Annotated in this window: 12 protein-coding genes; 5 read left to right on the forward strand and 7 right to left on the reverse strand. The window is 64.1% G+C overall.

Annotated features, from left to right (window positions below; translation table 11 throughout):
- Window positions 1–7: 7 nt before the first annotated feature.
- From pmtA to dnaK, 3 genes are all read right to left on the reverse strand, one after another.
- Complete coding sequence (pmtA, locus tag NKJ81_RS05030) at window positions 8–613, reverse strand: phospholipid N-methyltransferase PmtA (RefSeq protein ID WP_023679853.1); 606 nt, start codon at window positions 611–613, stop codon at window positions 8–10.
- 117 nt (window positions 614–730) lie between these two features.
- A complete protein-coding gene (gene dnaJ, locus NKJ81_RS05035; RefSeq protein WP_023679852.1) occupies window positions 731–1,861 on the reverse strand; it encodes a molecular chaperone DnaJ in 1,131 nt (376 codons plus the stop codon).
- A gap of 213 nt (window positions 1,862–2,074) precedes the next feature.
- A complete protein-coding gene (gene dnaK, locus NKJ81_RS05040) occupies window positions 2,075–3,991 on the reverse strand; it encodes a molecular chaperone DnaK (protein WP_352539834.1) in 1,917 nt (638 codons plus the stop codon).
- Between the two features lie 570 nt (window positions 3,992–4,561).
- Here dnaK and NKJ81_RS05045 point away from each other — a divergent pair.
- The 4 genes from NKJ81_RS05045 (at window position 4,562) to NKJ81_RS05060 (ending at window position 12,673) form a co-directional block, all read left to right on the forward strand.
- Complete coding sequence (locus NKJ81_RS05045; protein WP_352539835.1) at window positions 4,562–6,523, forward strand: hypothetical protein; 1,962 nt, start codon at window positions 4,562–4,564, stop codon at window positions 6,521–6,523.
- Between the two features lie 10 nt (window positions 6,524–6,533).
- Window positions 6,534–10,211, forward strand: coding sequence for a DUF7929 domain-containing protein (locus tag NKJ81_RS05050; protein WP_352539836.1), 3,678 nt, complete (start codon window positions 6,534–6,536; stop codon window positions 10,209–10,211).
- Window positions 10,212–10,431: 220 nt separating this feature from the next.
- Window positions 10,432–11,109 carry a ribulose-phosphate 3-epimerase gene (rpe, locus tag NKJ81_RS05055; RefSeq protein WP_352472804.1) on the forward strand — a complete coding sequence of 226 codons (678 nt, stop codon included), beginning with the start codon at window positions 10,432–10,434 and terminating at the stop codon, window positions 11,107–11,109.
- Window positions 11,110–11,149: 40 nt separating this feature from the next.
- Window positions 11,150–12,673 carry a malonate--CoA ligase gene (locus NKJ81_RS05060; protein WP_352539837.1) on the forward strand — a complete coding sequence of 508 codons (1,524 nt, stop codon included), beginning with the start codon at window positions 11,150–11,152 and terminating at the stop codon, window positions 12,671–12,673.
- Window positions 12,674–12,675: 2 nt separating this feature from the next.
- On the opposite strand, the gene nagA is transcribed toward NKJ81_RS05060, so the two are convergent.
- From nagA to NKJ81_RS05080, 4 genes are read right to left on the reverse strand one after another with little or no spacing between them, the layout of a single operon-like run.
- Window positions 12,676–13,848: an N-acetylglucosamine-6-phosphate deacetylase gene (gene nagA / locus NKJ81_RS05065; protein ID WP_352539838.1), complete on the reverse strand. Its 1,173-nt coding sequence runs from the start codon at window positions 13,846–13,848 to the stop codon at window positions 12,676–12,678.
- Window positions 13,845–14,876 (reverse strand): SIS domain-containing protein, encoded by a 1,032-nt coding sequence (locus tag NKJ81_RS05070; RefSeq protein ID WP_036239401.1) that lies wholly within the window; start codon window positions 14,874–14,876, stop codon window positions 13,845–13,847. Before NKJ81_RS05070 ends, nagA begins: the two co-directional genes overlap by 4 nt.
- On the reverse strand, window positions 14,873–15,655 hold the full coding sequence (locus tag NKJ81_RS05075; RefSeq protein ID WP_023679844.1) for a GntR family transcriptional regulator: 783 nt from the start codon (window positions 15,653–15,655) through the stop codon (window positions 14,873–14,875). Before NKJ81_RS05075 ends, NKJ81_RS05070 begins: the two co-directional genes overlap by 4 nt.
- Window positions 15,652–16,533 carry a glucosamine kinase nucleotide-binding domain-containing protein gene (locus tag NKJ81_RS05080; RefSeq protein ID WP_352472799.1) on the reverse strand — a complete coding sequence of 294 codons (882 nt, stop codon included), beginning with the start codon at window positions 16,531–16,533 and terminating at the stop codon, window positions 15,652–15,654. Before NKJ81_RS05080 ends, NKJ81_RS05075 begins: the two co-directional genes overlap by 4 nt.
- A 199-nt stretch (window positions 16,534–16,732) precedes the next feature.
- Between NKJ81_RS05080 and NKJ81_RS05085 the strand changes: the two genes are divergently transcribed.
- Window positions 16,733–17,692, forward strand: coding sequence for an N-acetylmuramic acid 6-phosphate etherase (locus tag NKJ81_RS05085; protein ID WP_031212743.1), 960 nt, complete (start codon window positions 16,733–16,735; stop codon window positions 17,690–17,692).

The raw sequence follows: 17,692 nt of genomic DNA on the forward strand, positions 1-17,692 counted from the left end.
TTTCAATTCATGCGGCCCCGCGTCGGTAGATCCAAAGCTGCGTCGGCGGAATGTTGCGGATGACGAAATGGAAATGCTCGACGGTATAGTCGCCGCGGCCCGGCGGGATCGGCGACAGCGGCCCGTAAGTCAGCTGCACGATCGGCCGGCCCGCCGGGATACGGTCGAGCAGGCTCTCGACATAGGCGATGCGCTGGGCGACAGGGAAATTGAGCAGCGGCACGCCCGATATCACAGAATCGAAGATCAGGTCGCGCTTGTCGCCGAGCGTCGCGTCGAGATTGAAGGCGTCGCCCTCGATGACGTTGACGCCTGGATAAAGCTGGCGCAGATGGCGCACGAAATCAGTGGAATATTCGACCGCGTAGAGATTCTCAGGCTTAATGCCCTGGGCGAGGATGGCGCGTGTGATGACGCCTGTACCGGGTCCGACCTCGAGCACCGGCAGGCCGGATGTCGGATCGACGATCGAGGCCATCTTGCCAGCGGTGATGGAACTGGTCGGGACGATCGAACCGACCGCCTTCGGCTTGTCGATCCAGCCCTTGAAGAACTTCAGCTCGTCGTCGAACTTTTCCGCCAGCGTCTTTCGCAGTCCGGGACTACGCGTCATTGAAAGTCCTCCTCAACGCTCCCTCGCATGCTACTTAGCAGTTACGAGGTGCAAGACAAGGCGAATCCCCGGATAAGGTGTTGATGACGCTCGGGAAGCGTTTTCCAGGGATCAGCTTCAGTGCTCGCCGAACGTTTCGAAAAAGTCTTTCATGCGGGCGAAAAATCCGCTCGACTGAGGCGAATTGTCCTTTGAGGAAAGCTGCTCGAATTCCTCCAGCAATTCGCGCTGACGGCGCGAAAGGTTCTGCGGCGTCTCAACCACGGTCTGGATGTAGAGGTCGCCGATATTGGGCTGGCGCAGCACAGGCATGCCCTTGCCCTTGAGGCGGAACTGGCGACCGTTCTGGGTGCCCTCCGGCACCTTCACCTTCGTCTGGGTACCGTCCAGTGTCGTCACCTCGAACGAGCCGCCAAGCGCTGCCGTCGTCATCGAGATCGGCACCTTGCAATAAAGATCGGCCCCGTCGCGCTGGAAGAATTCGTGCGGCTTGACCGCGAGGAAGATGTAGAGATCGCCCGACGGGCCGCCGCGCAGGCCGGCCTCGCCCTCATTGGCCAGCCGGATGCGGGTGCCATCCTCGATGCCGGCAGGGATGTTTACCGACAGCGAGCGCTCCTCGGTGACACGGCCCTGGCCGGCGCATTTCGGGCACGGATCCTTGATGGTCTGGCCGCGCCCCTGGCATTGCGGGCAGGTGCGCTCGATCGAGAAGAAGCCTTGCGTGGCGCGCACCTTGCCGTGGCCGTTGCACATCGAGCAGGTGACGGGCTGGGTGCCAGGCTTGGCGCCGCTGCCCGAGCATTCCGAGCAGGAAATCGAGGCTGGCACCCGAATCTGCGCGGTCTTGCCGGAAAATGCCTCTTCCAGCGTAATTTCCATATTGTAGCGCAGGTCGGCGCCGCGCTCGCGGCCGCCGGACGAGCGGCGCTGGCGCCCGCCCATCATGTCGCCGAAAATGTCTTCGAAAATGTCGGCGAAGCCGCCGGCGCCAAAGCCTTGCGCCCCGCCATTCATACCGCCGTGCTCGAAGGCGGCGTGGCCGAAGCGATCATAGGCGGCGCGCTTCTGCGGGTCCTTCAGTGTCTCGTAGGCTTCGTTGATTTCCTTGAACTTGTGCTCGCAGGCATGGTCGCCTGGGTTGCGGTCGGGATGGAACTGCATGGCGAGCTTGCGAAAAGCGCTCTTGAGCTCCTTCTCGTCGGCGCCCTTTTGCACGCCTAGCGTTTCGTAAAAATCAGCTTTCATGTTTTCCCGCAGTCCGGATAGTCAACGTCTTGAAGCATCGTTGCGTCGTTTGCCGGCACGCTGTTCCGATTTAGGTGTGATGGAGGCGCGATGCCAGTGTCTACGAGGCTTTGTCCGCATTTTTTCGGGCAGCGCAGCGTTTTTCCGGCAAAGGGTTGCAAAAAAGCCCGGCTGTGCGCCGGGCTTTTTCCCTTACCTGTACCGTCAGGCGGTTCAGGCCGACTTCTTCTTCTCGTCGTCTTCGTCGATTTCCTCGAAGTCGGCATCGACGACGTCACTGTCCTTGGCGGCATCAGCCTTGGCGTCGGCCTCGGCGGCTTCCTTCTGTGAAGCCTCGTACATGGCCTGGCCGAGCTTCATCGAGACTTCGGCGAGCGTCTGCGTCTTGGCCTCGATCTCGGTCACATCGTCGCCTTCGGCAGCGGTCTTCAGCGCCGCGATCGCATCGGCAATCGCCGTGCGGTCGGCCTCGGAAACCTTCTCGCCGTATTCCTTCAGAGACTTCTCCGAGGAATGCACCAGCGCCTCGGCCTGGTTGCGGGCCTCGACCAGCGCGCGCCGCCTCTTGTCGGCTTCGGCATTGGCCTCGGCGTCCTTGACCATCTTCTCGATGTCGGCGTCCGAAAGGCCGCCGGACGCCTGGATGCGGATCTGGTGCTCCTTGCCGGTGCCCTTGTCCTTGGCCGAGACGTTGACGATGCCGTTGGCGTCGATGTCGAAGGTGACCTCGATCTGCGGCACGCCGCGCGGCGCAGGCGGGATGCCGACCAGATCGAACTGGCCGAGCGCCTTGTTGTCGGCGGCCATTTCACGCTCGCCCTGGAAGACGCGGATGGTCACCGCCGACTGCGAATCCTCGGCCGTGGAGAACACCTGGCTCTTCTTTGTCGGAATCGTCGTGTTGCGTTCGATCAGCCGCGTGAATACGCCGCCCAGCGTCTCGATGCCGAGCGACAACGGCGTCACGTCGAGCAGCAGCACGTCCTTGACGTCGCCCTGCAGCACGCCGGCCTGGATAGCGGCGCCCAACGCGACGACCTCATCCGGGTTGACGCCCTTGTGCGGCTCCTTGCCGAAGAACTGCTTCACGATCTCCTGGATCTTGGGCATACGGGTCATGCCGCCGACCAGGACGACTTCGTCGATTTCGCCGGCCTTCAGGCCGGCATCCTTGAGCGCCGCCTTGCAAGGATCGATCGTGCGCTGGACGAGATCCTCGACCAGGCTCTCGAACTTCGCCCGCGTCAGCTTCAGCGTCAGGTGCTTGGGGCCGGTGGCATCGGCGGTGATGAAGGGCAGGTTGATCTCGGTCTGCGTGGTGGACGACAGCTCGATCTTGGCCTTTTCAGCCGCTTCCTTGAGGCGCTGAAGGGCGAGCTTGTCGTTCCGCAGGTCGATGCCCTGTTCCTTCTTGAACTCGGCCGCCAGATATTCGACCAGACGCATGTCGAAATCCTCGCCCCCGAGGAAGGTGTCGCCATTGGTCGACTTCACCTCGAACACGCCGTCGCCGATTTCGAGCACCGAAATATCGAACGTGCCGCCGCCAAGGTCATAGACGGCAATCGTCTTGCCTTCCTTCTTGTCCAGTCCATAGGCAAGTGCTGCCGCCGTCGGCTCGTTGATGATGCGCAGCACTTCGAGGCCGGCGATCTTGCCGGCATCCTTGGTCGCCTGGCGCTGGGCGTCGTTGAAATAGGCCGGAACGGTGATGACTGCCTTCTCGACCTTCTCGCCGAGATAGGCCTCCGCCGTTTCCTTCATCTTCTGCAGGATCATCGCCGAGATCTGGCTAGGCGACTGCTTCTTGCCGCCGGCCTCGACCCAGGCGTCGCCATTGTCGCCCTTGACGATCTTGTAGGGGACAAGCTTCTTGTCCTTCTCCGTCACCGGATCGTCGTAGCGGCGGCCGATCAGGCGCTTGACCGCGAAAATGGTGTTCTCAGGATTGGTAACCGCCTGGCGCTTGGCCGGCTGGCCGACGAGGCGCTCGCCGTCGCTGTTGATGGCGACGATGGAAGGGGTCGTGCGGGCGCCTTCCGCATTCTCGATCACCTTGGATTCCTTGCCGTCCATGATGGCGACACAGGAGTTGGTTGTTCCCAGATCGATACCGATTACTTTTGCCATTTCTCTAATCTCTCCGCTAAGCAGGCTCTCAGGACCCGTACAGGCGTTCCGACGAAAGCCCCTGTTCACAAGAAATTCCGCTCCGGCAACCGGCATTCGGCGCTGGACGGCTTGGCGCGTATATAAGAACAGGCTGCGTGGCGCGCAAGCATTCTGCGCAAGGCGTTCACCATTCATCGCGGTTGATCGGATTCGGGACCGGCAGGCCCGTATTTTCCGACGGTGATCCAGCCGGCCCGGCCCCGGCCCATGAACCTTTCCGCCTCGCCCCGCGACTGACGCTCAGGTGCCGCGTGGTGCGGCCCCGGAAAGGAAAGCCCCATGACCACAGATCCAGAGGCTCCATGGTCTCCGGGAACAGCAGGAGCTCAGCGCGACCATCGCCTTCGGGACCGGGTCGATGCGCTGGGCTTTTCGCCGGTTCCGTTGACCCTGCGCGGACCCAGGCGTATCGTGACGTTGAGGAAAGCAGACAATTCGATCAGGGATGAACGTGCCGGAACGCCGCGCCTTGCCCTGATTTGCGCGCCGGGACCGGATGTTTCTCCCATGACCTGTGGGGGGAGATCCATGTCTTGCGACCACGGCGCGTTCGTGCGCTCTCGTGCCGGCCGTTTGCGCCGCGCCATCGAGGCTGCCAGCGGATTGTCGATCCTGGCGCTCGCCGCTGGGCTCTGGCTCGGTGGCTCGGCACAGGCTCAGGAAACCCGGATCATCTATCCCGGCTCGATGGCAGTGACCGGATTCTCCGGCACCATCATTCCCAATTTCGAGGAAGGCCTGCCGCCGGGCGTCGATCCCGTCGACGAAACCTTCATCGACACGGCGCGCGCGACCTTGCGCATCTTCGACGTCTCAAGGCTGGGCGGGCCGGCGTCTGGCCAATTGGTCTTCACCCCGCCACCGTTCGAGGTCACAGCCGGGCAAATCGGCCAGGTGTTCGGCATCACCTACGACGACGGCGTGCGCGACGGCGTTCCATCGGCCATTCCAAACCTCTATGCCGGCGCCACGTCGCTGCACGGCATCCGCATAGTCACGCCAGACGGCGACGCCGACGGCCGGCCGGAGCGGCAGCGCCGCGGCACGGCTGACGCTGTCTTCATGGACGGCCAGTTCGGCACCGAAAACGGCGGCGGCCCCGGAACGATCTGGAAGATCGACGGCATCACCGGCGCCGTCTCGAAATTCGCCGATATCGACGCCAATAGCGGTCCCGGCATCGGCGACGTCACTTTCGACAATATCCACCGCCAGTTCTTCGCCAGCGATCTCGACACCGGCCTCATCCACCGCATCGACGCCAATGGCGCGCTGCTCGACACGTTCGACCACGGCATAGCCGGCCGCCCGGCGCACGGGCTTGCCGCCGTTGCCGACGACGGCTCGGTGATTGACATCCAGGGTGCTGCCTTCGACAGCGAGGACCCCGACAGCTGGGGCTACACGCAGGACGAGCGCCGCGTCTGGTCGGTCGCCTATCGTGGCGGCCGGCTCTATTATTCGGTCGGTGATAAGGCGGAGATCTGGTCGGTGGGCGTTGCCGGCGACGGCAGTTTCGCCGGCGACCTGCGCTGGGAACTGACGGTCAAGGCCGACAAGGATTACGCGGTCACCGACATCGCCTTCGACAACGAAGGCTTCATGTACCTGGCCCAGCGCGGCCCGGTGGAGAACCGCTACGACTACAGCCAGTTCGCCGATTCCGGCAAGGGTCAGGTCATCCGCTACTGGCGCGAAAATCCGGACGATCCGGCGACGGAATCGGCCTGGGTGGAAGTGCCGCAGGAATATGCGGTCGGCTTCCCGCAAGACAACCGACAGTCGGCCGGCGGCCTCGACCTGCAATATGGCTACGATGCCGAAGGCAATCTCGATACCGGCGTCTGCACCGACACGCTGGTCGATACCGGCGACAAGTTGCGCGACAACCCGGAGCTTGCCGAACAACTCGCAGCCGGCGGGCCACTCGCCGTGCACGGCGTGCAAATCACGCCGACGGCACTGGTCAAGCCGGCCAACATGCCGCCTTTCGGCTCGTGGTTCGTCGACTTCGACAATTATTTCGAAGACCCGGAAGTCGAAGGCCATGTCGGCGACGTCGAGGTCTGGCGCCCCTGCGAGGGCCGTGCCGGCTATTATGAGCAGGTGCCGGGCGGCTATCTGCCGCCGTTCTATCCGCCGGACTTTCCGCCCCCCGGCAATCTGCCTCCTTGCCTCGATGTCGAGGATGTCAGGTATTTCTGCACACCCTCCGGCCTCGAGGCCGATCTCTATCTCCATGACCATGCCGGCTTTGGCGGCGATTCGATCAAGGCTCTGTCCAGGACGCCTGGCGTTGGGGTGACTTCACCTCTGTCGCATGCGCCCGGCGCGCCATACACGATCGGCATCACCGGCCATTACCCTGGCGATACGGTCGACGTCGGGCTCTGCTTCTACAGGCAGTCCGATAGCGACAAGGGTGGCTACTACCCTTGCTGCAAGATGACCTTGCCGCTCAGAACCCCAGCCGTCAGCTGCGAACCGTGAGGAGGGGAAGATGAGCAATCTCGCATTTTTCCCGCCTGCGACGAGCAGCCAATCAACCGGCAAACAATCATTCGTCATCGAGACCATCATGAAACCCCTGTCACTCGCCAGGCGCGGTGTGCGCTGGCTGATGGCGGCCGGTATCGCGGTCGCCATGCTGAGTCCGCTGCAAGGCTTCGCTGAAGACCTTGCTCCGGCCAAGACCAAGCCTGCCGATGCGGGCATCTACACTGCCGTTACAGATCCCAGGCTCGATTTCGACAATCCTCGCATCGTCAATCCGGAGCCGGGCCGGATCGTGCCCTTGTTCACCAAGAAAGGCACCCAGAGAGGCTGCGACTATGTCGTATACTCGCTGAGCTTTGGCTTGCGCGGCAATCCGCAGGGTTTTGCCAGCCCGGACCTCGCCGCCATGCTGAAAAAGGTCAGGCTCGATTTCAGGGACCAACTCCCGCACGGCCTGCGTATCGTCGGCGTGCATGTGACCGGCGACGGCACCGATGCGTCCGACGGACCGCTGCCTGGTGCTGCGATCAGCAGTTCGGCTGGCCCGGACGATACCGCGACGGTGTCCGATTTCCGGATTTCCGCCAGCGATCTCGACGGCATCGGCGCTGCGAACGAGCGCGTCGTCACCTTCCAGATCACCGCCAAGATTGACCATGCGGCGTTTCCGTCGCCGACGACCGTTCACAACCAGAGCGTGCTTAAGGTGAGCCGCGAACGCGGCGCCGGCGTCGAAATCCCGTCGCAGGATCCGGGCAAGCCGGACGACGGCAATTATCTCACGGGTGCAAAGACGTCGATCAAGATCGACGTCACCAGGTGCAACCCGCCGCCTCCACCTCCCGGCAAGGAATGCTTCAAGGTGGAGCGCGGCACGGTCGATTGCGTGCCCGGCGGCGGCGCCTTCATCTACCACATGCCGGTCGGCCCAGAGATGGCTGGCAAATGGGTGCAGCTTTCGACGACGACACCCGGCATCACCATCATTCCCGACACGCAATTGGTGCCGGCCGGCGGCGGTGTGCTCAATTGGAAGATCGTCGGCGCTTCACCCGGCGACGTCATCCACATCATCGTCACCGGTGTCGAAACCTATGCCGGCCCGAGGGAGGGCTGGGGCCTGTGCTGTACGCAGACTGTCGATATCGTCATCCCGCGTGATCAGCGCTGCCCACCGAAGGACAAGGAACCGGATCTGAAAGTCGAAAAGCGCGCCGACGTGCAACGTTGCACGGTGGGTGGCGGCTGCGACTTCATCATCAGGGTCACCAATGTCGGCGATGCACCCTACCACGGCAAGATCGTGCTCAACGAAGTCACCCTGCCGGCCGGCTCCACCTTCCATTCAGGGCCGAACCCGCCTTGGGTCTGCGCGCCTGGAACCACCCCGATGATTTGCACTCATCCGGTGACCACGCTCAATCCGGGTGCCTCTGTCGACCTCAAGCTCGGCTTCAAGCCGGCCGCAGGCTGGCGAGGCAGCGCCTTGCGCAACTGCGCCACTTACAATTACGGCGCCAGCGGCAAGCCGCTTTTCGGCAGCCAGCAAAACGATCGCGGCTGTGCTTCGATCCCGGTCTGCCGGCGTGGCGATCGTGACCGCGACTGCCGGCCGCCGGTGGAGAAGAAGGTCGACCTGATCCTGAAGAAGCGCGCCCGCACCGAATTCTGTTCGGCCGATGGCGTCTGCACCTTCGTGGTCGACATAATCAACAATGGCAGCGTCCCCTATAATGGGCCGCTGACGGTCGTCGATACCTATCCGGGCGGCGTGCCGGCATCCTCGACCTTCGGCCCGACGCCGCCATGGACATGCGGACCGAACGGCCCCGGCCAGTTCCGCTGCGACAATGCCGGCATCGTGCTGTTGCCTGGCGCCTCGACGCCGATCTTCGTCAGGGCGGTGATGCCGGCCAACTACCGGCCCGACAGTGTCGAGAACTGCGCCGAGGTGAAAGCTATTCCCGGTGAGAACGACATCACCAACAACAGGGCCTGCGCCAAGGAACGCATCCGTCATCCGAATGCCGGCCAGCCGGCCCTGCGCATCACCAAGGTTTGCAATGGTTCGCTGGCCGGTGCTGCGGTCGTTTCCTGCCGCATTACCGTCATCAGTCTCGGCACCACTGCCCCGACCGGTCCGGTACGGGTCAACGATGCCGCGACGCTGATAGCCGGCGGAGCGCCGGTCCAGATCCAGACCGTCACCCCAGACGGCGCGGAATGGGCTTGCGGACCGGTTCCGGCCAATGCGCTGTCGTGCCAGATTCCCGGCGCCGTCATGACGCCTGGAACCAGCCGCCATTTCGACGTGACGGTTGCCGCGAACGGCGAATTCGAGAACTGCGCACGCGGCTCCTACGGCCCGGCTCCGGGAGACGACATCGTCTATCCGATCGGCCAGGCTTGCGCCAAGGGCAGCGGCGCCTCGACCATCCGCGTCGAGAAGACCGGTGATGCCGAGTGCAAGCCCGGCCAGCCCTGCTCGTTCGAGATCACCATCACGAACGATGGCGCGAGCGCCTTCTCCGGTCCGGTTCGCCTCGGCGATGCGATCGGCGTCGAAGGCCTCGGCCGGCTGGAAGGCGTTGCGATCACCTCGATCGATCCGCCCTTCGGCTGCTCGCCGGAGCCGGCAATCTTGCCTCTGTCCTGCATCGCCCAACTCACGCTCGGCGCCGGGGAAAGCCACGTGCACACGGTGACCGTGATCATTCCGGACGATGGCCGTCTGGCCAATCTGCAGGGCACTGTCAACGGCCAGAACTGTGTCGGCGTGCTGTCCCCGAACACGCCGGTGCAAGGCGGTGGCGACGTGCTGTCCCGCGGTGCGGCCGACGTGCAGGGTGATCGCGGCAAGGCCTATGCCTGCCATCCCTTCACCATCAGGAATGAGGTGAAGAAGGAATGCTCGCAAGGCTTCGTCATGAACGACGCCGGCAACTGCGTCTGCCCGCCCGGCACGACCTTCCGCAATGGCCAATGCTCGTCCGGGGGCGGCACAGTCATCGTGCCGAAGCCAAAACCTTGCGTTCTGCTCAAAGGCCAGATCCGTACCGAAGACGGACGCTGCGTCTGTCCGCGCGGAACCGAGCTGGAGAACGGCGCTTGCGTGGGCAGCAAGCCGCAGCCCGAGCAGTGCACCATCCGTGGCCAGATCCACGACGCTGCCGGCGATTGCGTCTGCCCGCGGGGCACCGAAGTCAAAGGCAATGCCTGCCGGCCAATCCAGCCGAAACCCGAGCAGTGCACCATTCGGGGCCAGATCCATAACGCCGCTGGCGATTGCGTCTGCCCGCGGGGTATGGAAGTCAGGGGCAATGCCTGCCGGCCAATCCAGCCGAAGCCGGAGCAGTGCACCATCCGCGGGCAGATCCACGACGCCGGAGGCGATTGCGTCTGCCCGAAAGGCACGGAAGTGCAAGGCAATGCCTGCAGGCGCAAGAAGCCTGTTGTGGTGGAGTGCTCGATACCTGGTCAGATCCACAACAAGCGTGGCGTCTGCGTCTGCCCGCGTGGGACAGAGCTGCGCGACGGCGCCTGCCGCAAACCGCGGCTGGAGTGCGCACCGGGCGCGCGGCCGATTAATGGCCAGTGCCAGCCGATCCGCAAACCGAGCCTGCTGCTGAATCCAGATGTTCTTCAGCAGCTGCCAAGGCGCAAGCCGCAGCTCGAGCAATAGGATCGCACGCGAACTTCAAAACGGTGATCATTCGATCAAGAAAACCCCGCCGGAGCGATCCGGCGGGTTTTTCTTTGGCTGGCAGATGAAAGAGCAGCGAAAACCTGAAGCCGTGGCATCAGCGGAAGGACAAACCGGCTTCCACTTTCCGGACTCGACTCATGGTCTAGGCAGGCGATACAGAGGGGCCGTAAACCGAGGCGTTCGGGGAGACCGCGTCATGAGCAAAAAAACCCTGATCGCGCCATCGGTGCTGGCTTCCGATTTCTCGAAGCTCGGCGACGAGGTCGAGGCGGTGGCGGCCGCCGGCGCCGACTGGATCCATCTCGACGTCATGGACGGGCATTTCGTCCCCAACATCACCTTCGGGCCGCCGGTGATCAAGGCGATCCGCAACCGCACCAAGGCTTTCTTCGACTGCCATCTGATGATCGCCCCCGCCGACCCCTATCTGGCCGCCTTCGCTGAGGCCGGGTGCGACGGCATCACGGTGCACGCCGAAGCCGGGCCACATCTCGACCGGTCGCTGCAAACGGTCAAAAACCTTGGCAAGAAGGCCGGCGTGTCACTCAACCCCGCGACACCGGAGACGATGATCGAATACGTGCTCGACCGGCTCGATCTTATCCTGATCATGACGGTCAATCCGGGCTTCGGCGGCCAGGCCTTCATTCCGGCGATCGTAGACAAGGTGAAGCGGGTGAAGGCGCTGATCGGTGACAGGCCGATCCGGATCGAGATCGACGGCGGCATTTCGCCGGAAACTGCGCCCCTGGTCACCGCCGCCGGCGCCAGCGTGCTGGTCGCCGGTGCGGCCATTTTCAAGGGCGGCAGCGTCGCAGCCTATCGGGCAAACATCGAGGCAATCAGGGCAGCGGCGGACAAGGCGGCCGGCTGACCGCCGCCGTTCGGCCGGAGACAGCCGCTCGGGGGGACTTATGAGCAACCATCTGTTCGATGCTTTCCGTGCCCGGATGCCCACGCCCGGACGCCTTTTGATGGAAGCAGAGGACGGGCGCTCGATCAGCTATGGCGAAATGCTGGCGCGCTCCGCTCAACTGGCACATGTGCTGTCGCAGCTGGGCGTCGAAGCCGGCGACCGCGTCGCCGTTCAGGTCGAGAAGAGCCCGGAGGCCATTTTCCTCTATCTCGCCTGTCTGCGTGCCGGCGCGATCTTCCTGCCGCTCAACACCGCCTATACGCTGACCGAGCTCGAGTATTTCTTCAGGGATGCCGAGCCGCGACTGGTCGTCTGCGACCCGGCGCGAGTGACCGAGATCGGCGCTTTGGCGCAGGCCTCGGGCGCTGCGGTCGCGATACTCGGCAGCAAGGGCGAGGGTTCGTTGACCGATCGGGCCTCTGAGGCGGCCATGGACTTCCACGACGTGGCGCGCGGACCGGACGACCTTGCTGCGATCCTCTACACATCCGGCACCACCGGCCGTTCGAAAGGCGCCATGCTCAGCCACGAAAACCTCGCCTCGAATGCGCGGGTGCTGGTCGACCTCTGGCGCTTCACTGCCGCAGACGTGCTGATTCACGCGCTGCCGGTTTTCCACACGCATGGCCTTTTCGTCGCCACCAATGTCGTCCTGATGGCCGGCGCCTCGATGCTGTTCGAAACCAAATTCGACCCGGCCCGCATCGTCTCGCTGCTGCCGCGCGCCACCGTGCTGATGGGCGTGCCGACATTCTACGTCCGCCTGCTGCAGCAGGACGGTTTGAACCGGCAAGCGGCGAAAAACATCCGCCTGTTCATTTCCGGCTCGGCGCCGCTTTTGGCCGAGACGCACAGAGCCTGGCGAGAGCGCACCGGCCACGCCATCCTCGAGCGCTACGGCATGACCGAGACCAACATGAACACGTCGAATCCTTATGATGGCGAGAGGCGTGCCGGCACGGTCGGGTTTCCCCTGACCGGCGTTTCCCTGCGCATCACCGACCCCGAGAGCGGCGAAACACTTGCCAAGGGCGATGTCGGCATGATCGAGGTGAGGGGTCCCAACGTCTTTCGCGGCTACTGGCGCATGCCGGAAAAGACCAAAGCGGAGTTCCGTGACGACGGTTTCTTCATCACCGGCGATCTCGGGCTGATCGATGCCGACGGCTATGTCCACATCGTCGGCCGCGGCAAGGACCTGATCATTTCCGGGGGCTACAATATCTATCCAAAGGAAGTCGAGAGCGAGATCGACGCGCTGCCTGGCGTCGCCGAAAGCGCTGTCATCGGCGTTGCCCATCCGGATTTCGGCGAAGGCGTCACCGCTGTCGTGGTGAGGGCGCCGGGCTCGACCATCAGCGCCGCAGGGATCGTCGAGGCCATCGCCGGGCACCTCGCCAGGTACAAGCATCCGAAACGGGTGATCTTCGTCGACGAACTGCCGCGCAACACGATGGGCAAGGTGCAGAAGAACCTGCTGCGCGAAGCCTACAAGGACCTCTATACGTCCAAAGCCGGCTAACCCTAACGAGCAGGGCTGCCTGCAAAAACCCTGGCACCATCGATCCAGACGCTTTTAATGTCCAGATCGTCCGACAGCGAAACGATGTTGGCCGCGGTACCGTTGGCGAAGCGCCCGAGCCGGTGCGACTGGCCGATCGCCTGCGCCGGATAGAGCGAGGCCATGCGCAAGGTTTCGTCGAGGTCGAGGCCGACGACGCGGTGCATGAAGCGCACTGCGGAAATCATGTCGAGGTCCGCGCCCGCCAGCGTGCCGTCGGCAAGTGTCAGCCTGCCATCCTTGCGGTGGATGGTGCGGCCGTTCAGCGTGAACGAGGTCATGTCGGTGCCGATCGTCGCCATGGCATCGGTAACGAGCAGGATCTTGCCCGGCCCCTGCTTGGCGCGCAAGGCGATGGCCATGGTGGCCGGATCGACATGGATACCGTCGGCGATGATGCCGGCATAGAATGTGCCTGTATCGATTGCGGCGCCCGCCAGCCCCGGCTCGCGATTGCCGATCTGGCTCATCGCATTGAACAGATGGGTGACCACCGTTGCGCCGGCCTCGGCTAAGGCGCGAGCCGTGGCATAGCCGGTATCGGAATGGCCGATGCTGACGACAATGCCGGCCTTGCTAAGCGCCGACACCTGGCTGGCCTCGACGGATTCGGGCGCCACCGTCGTCAGCAGCACGGGCAGGTCTTTCCGTGCGGCGATCAGCATCGTCTGGTCGGAGTCTAGCATCGGCCGGATCAAAGCCGGGTCATGTGCGCCCTTGCGGGCGATCGACAGATGCGGCCCTTCGAGGTGCAGGCCCAGGAACCCCGGCACCTTCCTCCGTGCCGCTTCGGCTCCGGCCGCAACCGCCGCGGCGGTGATCTCGGACGTGTCGGTGATCAGCGTCGGCAACAGCGCCGCCGTGCCGAAGGGTGCATGCGCCCGGCAGATGGTCTCGATCGAGGCGACGTCCGGATGGTCGTTGAGCATGACGCCGCCGCCGCCATTGACCTGCAGATCGACGAAGCCAGGCGCCAGCATGCCGCCGCCGGTCTCGATACGCGCAACATCGGATGGAATGGCACCGGCGGCAACAATGGCCTCGACGAGGCCGTCGCGCACGACAAGCGCCGCATTGTCGTGCCAGTCGTCGCCATCGAAAATCCGGGCGCCAGTCAGGGCAAAACGGTCGCTCATAGGGTTTCCGTTACCTTGCGCAGATTGGGCGGCGTGTCGGGGTCGAGGCCGCGATGGCGGGCAAAAGCCTCGACGAAACCATAGAACGACACGATCAGCGTCAGCGGGTCGGTCAGCGGATGACCGGTTGCGACATGCGGCAGGCGCTGAGCGCTCTTTGCCTTGTTCGACGTCACAAAGACGGCAGCGCCCTTGCCGGCCAGGCTGTCGGCGGCATCGGCCACCGATGGCTCGGACGCATCGCGAGCAGCCAGAGCCAGCACCGGGAAACCGGGACCGACCAGCGCCAGCGGGCCGTGCATGACCTCGGCGGCACTATAGGCTTCCGCATGCATGGCGCAGGTTTCCTTGAATTTCAGCGCCGCCTCGTTGGCGATCGCCGCCGACGGGCCACGGCCGAGAATGAACAGCGATTTCGGCGTCTCGAGTGCCCCAGCCAGCGCCATCCAGTCGCAGGCGATCGCCTTGCGAAAATGCTCCGGCAAGCGCGCGAGCGCCACCAGGAGTTTCTCGTCGCCGGTGCAATGCGCCATCAAGGCGAGTCCTGCGACGGCTGAATTGACGAAGGTCTTCGTCGCCGCGACGCTGCGCTCCGGTCCGGCCAGGATGTCGATCGCGTAGTCCGAAGCCCGCGCCAGCGGCGAATCGGCGGTGTTGGTGATGGCGACGGTCAGCGAACCGCCGGTCCTCGCCGCTTGCGCCATTGCAACGATGTCCGGGCTCTTGCCGGACTGCGAGATCGCCAGGCAGGCCGAGCCGCCCAGCTTCAGCTTGGCGCCATAAATCGAGGCGATCGACGGGCCGACCGATGCAACCGCCAACCCGGCGGTCAACTCCACGGCATATTTCATGAAGGTCGCGGCATGGTCGGACGAGCCGCGCGCCACGGTGACGACGAAATTCGGGTCGCGCTCGCGAATGCCGCGTCCAGCTTCCGTCAGCACTGCGGCCGAGCCATCGAGCAGACGGGCGGTGGCCTCCGGGATCTCCTCGATCTCGCGCCGCATATGGGTCGTTGTCGCGGTCATGGCCGGCCCTCTTCGCCCGGCCCGCTCAGCCGGAGTTCGGCGACAAAATCATAGGCGTCGCCCCTGTAGATGGAGCGGGTAAACTCGATCACCTTGCCGCTCGCCAGATAGGAGATACGCTCGATGTGCAGGCCGGCAATGCCCGGCGGTACTTCCAGCAGATGTGCGTCGCCATCGCCGAGGTTGGTGGCGGAAATGCGCTGCACCGCCCGCACCGGCCTGTTGCCGGTCTTTTCCAACGCGGCGTAGAGCGACGAACCAATCGCCGCCGGATCGGGCAGCACGCTTGTCGATAGCGAGGCGCGCTCGATCGCCAGCGGCGTGTCGTTGGCGATACGAAGGCGCGCCACGCGCGCCACCAATTCGTTCGACGCCAGGCCGAGCACCATCATCTCGTCGGGCGACGGCGGATAGAGGCCGCGGTCGAGCCAAGCCGAACGCACCGCCATGCCGCGCCGTGCCATGTCCTCGGTAAACGAGGTCAGCATCGACAGCGACTGCTCGACGCGCTCCATACGTGGCGCAACGAAGGTACCGGAACCATGGCGCTGGACGAGGATGCCGCCCTTGACCAGGTCCTGCACCGCCTTGCGCACGGTGACGCGCGAAATGTCGGCCTTGCTAGCGATGTCGCGCTCGGAAGGCAGCGCATCGCCAGGTCCGATCAGCCCGCGTTTGACCGCATCCTCGATACTCTTCCTGAGCTGCAGATAGAGCGGCGCGCCACTCTGCGACGATTGTTTCAGCGCCGCGAATATCTGGTCGGCGGCCTCACTCATCGAGCTGCCTCCGCCGTGTTTGCGAAAATCCGAGCCGCCATCTGAACCGCGCCGCCCAGCGCGTCGTCGAGCGGCGGTTTCAGCAGCGCCCGGTAGCGGGCCGACAGGCGCGGCGCGTAAAGCGGCGCCAACCCGCCGAGCAGGCAGAGCGGATCGCCGCCGCCCAGGTCGAGCACGCCAAGCGCTGCTTCGACATCGGCGACCGCCTTGTCGAGGATCCAGATAGCGACGACGTCGCCTTTTTCGGCATGTTCGAACACCTTGGGCGCGAAGCCGCCGAAATCGCCGGGCTTGGCGTTGGTGGTGAATTCGACCAGATCCTCGGGATTGTTACGGAAGATGGCGAGCATGGTCTCCGTCAGCGGCGATCCCTGGCGGATGCCGTCATAGGCGAGCAGCGTCTGCTCGAGCAGGTCGCGGCCGATACGGGCGCCGCTGCCCTGGTCGCCGACCTGGAACCCCCAGCCGCCGATGGCGCGCGACTTGCCTTGTTTGCGTGCCATATAGGCGGTGCCCGTGCCGAGTATGGCCATGGCGCCGTCGCCGGAGCCAACCGCGCCTTCCAGCGCGATCTCGGCGTCGGTCTCGACACGGCTGATGCGAAACGGCAGGATCGCTTCGAGCTGCTGCCGGTAGGTGCCGACATTGGCGCCTGCAAGACCGAGAACGGCCGGAGTTTGCGGGATCAGTGCGGGATCCTTGCCCGCGGCGACAAAGGCCTGCTGCGCTGCGTCGACGATGTTCGTCCTGGCGCCGGTGAGATCGGTTCGGATGTTGGCGGCACCGCTTTTGGCGCGGCCGAGGACGATGCCGTCGGCCGTTGCAAGGGCCGCCCTGCAGCTGGTGCCGCCGCCATCGATGCCGAGCACGAATTTCACGCGATTTCTCCTCCGGGCGGATAATACCAATAAAATACCAATAGCCAAGGATTAATTTCCGTTTCAAAAAAGTTAAGGCGTAGTTTGTTGGAAAATCAGCCAATTTCGTTCGCAAGCCTGCACTGCCGCAAGGATTTCATTAATGCGTGTGGACAAGTGGTATTTTTTTGGTATGGTTTTCTCGATTGGAGGAAAGCGGATGGCCGAAACGCGCACCGAAGCGCTTCACCAGAATGCCGAGGGACTGGATATCCAGGCCCCGGAAGCCGTCCTTTCCTCTTTGGCCAACGCACAGATCGAGGCCGCCAAGGCCGTGCACGGCGCCATTCCTGCCATTGCTGCGGCAGCCGAAATCATCGCAAGCAGACTGAAAAGCGGCGGCAAGCTCGCCTATGCGGCTGCCGGCAGTTCGGGCCTGATGGCACTGGCCGACGCGCTTGAGCTGCCGGGCACTTTCGGCATCCAACGCGACCGCATCGCCATCCTGATCGCCGGCGGCGACGAGGCCTTCAAGACACTGGCCGGCGGGCCGGAGGACGACACCGAGGAAGCTTCGGCAGCAGTTGCCGCCGCCCGCATCGGCAAGGGCGACTGCCTGATCGCCGTCTCGGCCAGCGGCTCGACACCTTATGCAGTCAGGGCGATCGAGGACGCCAGGCGCCGCGGTGCGGCGACCATTGCCATCGCCAACAACAGGGATGCGCCGCTGTTGCGGCTGGCCGACATCGCCATCCTGCTCGAAACGCCGCCGGAGCTGATTGCCGGCTCAACGCGCATGGGCGCAGGCACCGCCCAGAAGATCGCGCTCAACATGCTGTCGACGCTCGCCGCCATCCATCTCGGCCATGTCCATGACGGCTACATGGTCAACCTCATGGCCGACAACATCAAGCTGCGCGACCGCGCCGCACGCATCGTCGCCGCCGTCAGCGGGCGCGACAAGGACGAGGCGGCGCGCCTGCTCGAAAGGAGCGGCGGCGTCGTCAAGACCGCTATTCTGCTCGCCGCCGGCGCCGCCAGCGCCGATGCAGCCGAGAAGATATTGGAAGGGACTGGCCACAAGCTGCGGCCGGCCCTTTCCGCGATCGAGGGGAGCAAGGGGCGCAATGCCTCTGTTCTCATCAAAACCGAACCTGAAAAAGGTCAACAGGGAGACTGA

It is taken from the genome of Mesorhizobium sp. M0018 (assembly GCF_040323955.1).
Taxonomy (GTDB): Bacteria; Pseudomonadota; Alphaproteobacteria; order Rhizobiales; family Rhizobiaceae; genus Mesorhizobium.